Below are 4,950 nucleotides of genomic sequence, written 5' to 3'. Positions count from 1 at the left end.
GTTCAATGAATAGACCACTTTACCATCAAAAATAGTCATCACAATTTCTGTGTTTAAAATTTCATGTTCTTCTACGGTCATTAAGTCCTGATTATAAATAGTAAAATCAGCGAGTTTACCTATACTAATTGATCCTTTTATATCTTCTTCAAAAGCACCAAAAGCAGCATCTAAAGTATAAGATTTTAAGGCCTGTTCTCTGGTCATTTTTTGTTCTGGTTCATAACCTTCTTCTGGCATACCTTTCAGCGTTTTTCTGCTTACACTGGCATAGAAACTAGCTATTGGATTTATAGGTTCCACAGGAACATCTGTTCCATTAACAATTGGGATGCCGCTTTGAAGTAATGCTTGCCACATGTAAGCGCCTTCTTTAATACGTTTTTCTCCTAAACGGTCAATAGCCCATGGTCTGTCTGAGGACATATGGATAGCTTGCATAGCCGGAATAACCTGTAATTCTGCAAAACGAGGAATATCGTCTGGGTGTAAATGTTGGGCATGTTCTATCCGGAATCTGTGATTTGAGCTCGAATCTGGTAATTCTTTAAAAGCAGATTCGTAACGGTCAAGAATTTCTTTGTTGGCACGGTCACCAATGGCATGCGCGCATACTTGAAATCCATTTTTAAGACCATCTAAAGCTGTTTTTTTTACGAAATCCATTGGTAGTGTTTCATGACCAAAATGATCAGGCCTATCTGTATAGGGTTCTAAAAGCCATGCTCCACGGGAACCTAAAGCACCGTCACAATTTAATTTTACAGACCTGATGGTTAAAAGATGATCACCATCAACTAGTGGGCCTTTTGCATACCATTCATTCAGTAAGTCTTTATCCCAGCCAGTAAGCATAGCATATATTCTAGTATGCAATTTACCTTCCAATTTCATTTTTTCATATAACGCAATAGTCTGTCTTGATATACCAGCATCATGAAAACTTGTAATACCATTTTTATGGCACGCTTCAACGGCAAGTTTGAAAGCTTGAATGTCTGTTTCCGGAGTTTTTTCTGGAATATGCTTACGAATTAGAGATTGTGCACGTTCATTAAAAATTCCTGTTGGTCTACTAAATTCATCTACAATAACTTCTCCTCCTTCTATTTTGAAATTCTTGATGCCTTCTTTTGCTAAAACTTGCAAACCAGCTTGCTCCATCGCTTTGGCATTTGCAAACCCTGCATGACCACTAGCGTGACCTAAATAAACAGGGTTGTCTGGTGATGCTTCACTGAGCAAGTGATGCGTTTGAAAACCCTTAACTAGTCCAGTAGGCATAGAATCCCATTTACTTTGATGCCATCCTCTTCCTATAATCCATGCTCCTGGTTTAGCCGTTTTCACACGTTCTGCAACAGCGTCTACAATATCTTGATAGCTTGTCGTGTTCATCAAATCTAGATGTAATTCATTATAACCTAAACCCATAAAATGACCATGGCCTTCAATTAAACCAGGTGTCATGGTTTTGCCTTTTAAATCTATAAGCTCTGTTTGGTTATTTTTAAATTCTACAGCTTCCGAAAAGGTTCCAGCAAAAACAATCGTGTTATTTTTTATGGCTACAGCCTCTACAGTAGTCGAGTTAGCGTCTACAGTATAAATGGTGCCACCATAAATAAGCATGGTAGCAAATTCTTTTTTAGGATTAGAGCACGCCAAAACAAAAAGTAAAATGATAGCAAAGTAAGAATAACGAATATGTATTAATTTCATGTGGGTTGTTTTATGACCTTGAAGTTACAATAATTATATAAATGGATTTATTTCTCTTTTTTTGAACTTGAATGGGCCGTTAAAAGATGTGATATGTGCATTTTTTGAAAACAAGTGAGCAGGGGTGAAAACATGGCTTCTACTCAAAAATACTGGAACTTTGTTGTATATATTTTTAAGAAAATACATCATAAATAATAAAATATGCGCATTTTGTCGAATATATTGGTTTTTAATCTATAATTTTATATATTTGTGACATAACATATGGAATTATGTTAAAAGCATGGTTTTTGAATGAAACATAAAGTAAGCAACCCCAATTGCCGCTAAAAAGAAACATTCACAACTTTGCTTTTTTTTTATTCTTATGTTTTGATGTATTGAGTTTATAACAAGTTTTAAGGCACAGGGTCATTTCCCGGACCACCCCAAGGCGATGGAACGTTAAAAAAATATACCGTTTACATTTTTAGAGAATAGGCGAGCTGGCGCGCAGGGAAATTTTTAGTTGTCATCCTTTTCAGGAACAGGATCATATCCCGAACCACCCCAGGGATGACAACTAAAAACCCGATTTATAGCTAACCAACCCCCTTTAAATAACCCATGTTTTTGTAGCGCCTCTTTACTGTAATGCGAACACGTTGGACTGTATCTACAAGTTGCAGGCATTAATGGCGATATCAATATTTGATAGACTTTAATCAAAAATAAAAACGGCGCTATGAGTAGTTTCATTATGTGTTATTTGTGAAATCTTAGTCGTTAAGTCGTAATAAACCAAACAGCTTAATAACAAAAGACATAACGACGACCAACAATCAAACTAATTTGTAGAAAACGTCGTTCCGTCCTTACCATCTTTAAGATGAATACCAACTTCTGCTAGTTCATCACGAATTTTATCAGACATGGCAAAATCCTTATTGGCTCTAGCATCTTGTCTTAATCTGATTAAAACATCAACAGCTCCTGAAAGTTTATCGGTTCCAGATTCGCTTTTCGCGGTATTTTTTAGACCTAAAACATCATAAACAAAAATATTTATAGTGTCCTTTAATATATCTAAATCTTCCGAAGATAATGTTTCAGAGCCTTCTTTGATTTGATTTATATATTTTGCAGCTTCAAATAAATGGGCGAGTAGAATAGGGGAATTAAAATCGTCATTCATGGCATCATAACATTTCTGTTTCCATGCTAAAACTCCTATTGAAGATGTTGAAGAGGCTTTTAAATCATCTAAAAGATTCACAGCATCCATTAATCGATTAAACCCTTTCTCGCTTGCTAATAGTCCATCATTAGTTAAATCTAATATGCTTCGGTAAGACGACATGGCATTAAAAAACCGAATAACACTTGGGCCATAGGCTTTAGTAAAGAATTTATTATTTCCAGATAATAATTCATCTGGATTAACCGTGTTTCCTGTTGTTTTAGACATGCGCTGTCCGTTCAACTCTAACATATTCGCATGCATCCAATAATTAACCGGACTTTTTCCTTTAGCAGCTTCATTCTGTGCAATTTCACATTCGTGGTGCGGAAATTTTAAATCCATACCACCACCATGAATATCAAACTGTTCGCCTAAATATTTAGTGCTCATGGCTGTACATTCTAGATGCCAACCCGGGAAACCATCACTCCAAGGTGAAGGCCAACGCATAATATGTTGAGGTTCGGCTTTTTTCCATAGGGCAAAATCTTGTGGATTCTTTTTATCACTTTGACCATCTAATACACGTGTATTGTGTATTAAATCTTCAAGTTTACGCTTACTTAATTTACCATATTCATAAGTTTCATTGAATTTATGAACATCAAAATATACAGAACCATTAACCTCATAAGCAAAACCATTCTCTATAATTTTACTTATGAGTTCAATTTGCTCTATAATGTGCCCTGTAGCCGTAGGCTCAATACTTGGTGGTAAAAAGTTTAATGTGTTAAGTATATTATGAAAATCTACGGTATAGCGCTGAACAACTTCCATAGGTTCAATTTGTTCTAAACGTGCTTTTTTAGTAATTTTATCCTCACCAGCATCCGCATCATTTTCTAAATGACCAGCATCAGTAATATTTCTAACATATCTTACTTTATAACCCAAATGTTTTAAATAACGAAAAACCATATCAAAAGACATGAAGGTTCTCACATTGCCTAAATGAACATTGCTATAAACGGTAGGTCCGCAAACATACATTCCAATGTGCCCCTCGTTAATAGGTTTGAATGTTTCTTTTTTACCTGTAAGTGAGTTGTATAGTTTTATTGGATTTGATTGATATAACTGCATTTCTATTAAACGTTTAGTCGTTTGTCGTTAAGTTGTTAAGGCTTCAGAAAGTGATTTCTTTGGGCGTTAATTTTATTAGTAATAGATTCAACATCTAATCTAATGCTTTTATAGTTTTCTTCGGAAATAAATTCGAGTTCTTTTGAAAAGTTAGAGGTCTATCGTTTAGTTGTAAAGCTGATAATTTGATATAACTTTACGACTAAACATCAAACATATCAGAATTTAGTCTCTAACTTTATATAATCAAGAAATTCACGACGTGTAGACATGTCTTTAAATTTCCCTCCGAATTCTGAAGTTACAGTGCTGCTTTCAATATCGCGAATACCTCTTGAATTTACACACAGATGTTTTGCGTCTATAACACAAGCGACATCTTTAGTGTTTAAAACCTCTTGAAGTTCTCTAACCACTTGTATAGTGAGTCGTTCTTGTACTTGTGGGCGCTTTGAAAAATAATCAACAATACGATTCATTTTAGATAACCCAACCACAGTTCCGTTAGAAATGTAAGCAATGTGAGCACGCCCCACTATAGGTAATAAATGGTGCTCGCAAGTTGAATACACGGTAATATTTTTTTCAACCAGCATTTCACCATACTTGTACTTGTTTTCAAAAGTAGAAGCACTTGGTTTTTTGTCTGGATCTAGTCCTCCAAATATTTCATTAACAAACATTTTTGCGACGCGGTTTGGTGTCCCATTTAAACTATCGTCTGTTAAATCTAAACCTAAAGTTTCCATGATATGACGCACATCATCCTTAATGATGTCAATCTTTTCCTCGTTATTTAATTTAAAAGCATCATGACGCATTGGTGTATTTTCAGAAGTACCAATATGCTCATTTCCTAATGCATCAAAATCCTCTATATTACTATCAAAAGCCATGATTTATAAGTCAAATATTAG

The 4,950-nt window shown here is 35.0% G+C and carries 4 protein-coding genes; all 4 read right to left on the bottom strand.

The genetic code is table 11. The features are described 5' to 3' along the window. On the bottom strand, nt 1-1,722 hold a 1,722-nt coding region (locus QZ260_RS06065; protein ID WP_295983976.1), incomplete at its 3' end, for an amidohydrolase. 507 nt (nt 1,723-2,229) lie between these two features. Then, nucleotides 2,230-2,463 (bottom strand): membrane protein insertion efficiency factor YidD, encoded by a 234-nt coding sequence (gene yidD / locus QZ260_RS06060; protein WP_295983973.1) that lies wholly within the window; start codon nt 2,461-2,463, stop codon nt 2,230-2,232. 88 nt (nt 2,464-2,551) lie between these two features. Then, nucleotides 2,552-4,033 carry a cysteine--tRNA ligase gene (gene cysS / locus QZ260_RS06055; RefSeq protein WP_295983971.1) on the bottom strand — a complete coding sequence of 494 codons (1,482 nt, stop codon included), beginning with the start codon at nt 4,031-4,033 and terminating at the stop codon, nt 2,552-2,554. Nucleotides 4,034-4,251: 218 nt separating this feature from the next. After that, nucleotides 4,252-4,929, bottom strand: a complete 678-nt coding sequence (gene folE, locus QZ260_RS06050; protein ID WP_295983968.1) for a GTP cyclohydrolase I FolE — start codon at nt 4,927-4,929, stop codon at nt 4,252-4,254. Nucleotides 4,930-4,950: the final 21 nt, after the last annotated feature.

The sequence above is a fragment of the uncultured Algibacter sp. genome (assembly GCF_905480415.1).
In the GTDB taxonomy this organism is placed as follows: domain Bacteria; phylum Bacteroidota; class Bacteroidia; order Flavobacteriales; family Flavobacteriaceae; genus Algibacter_B.
Note: the sequence above shows the minus strand (reverse complement) of the source record. Positions and strands in the feature narration are given on the sequence as shown.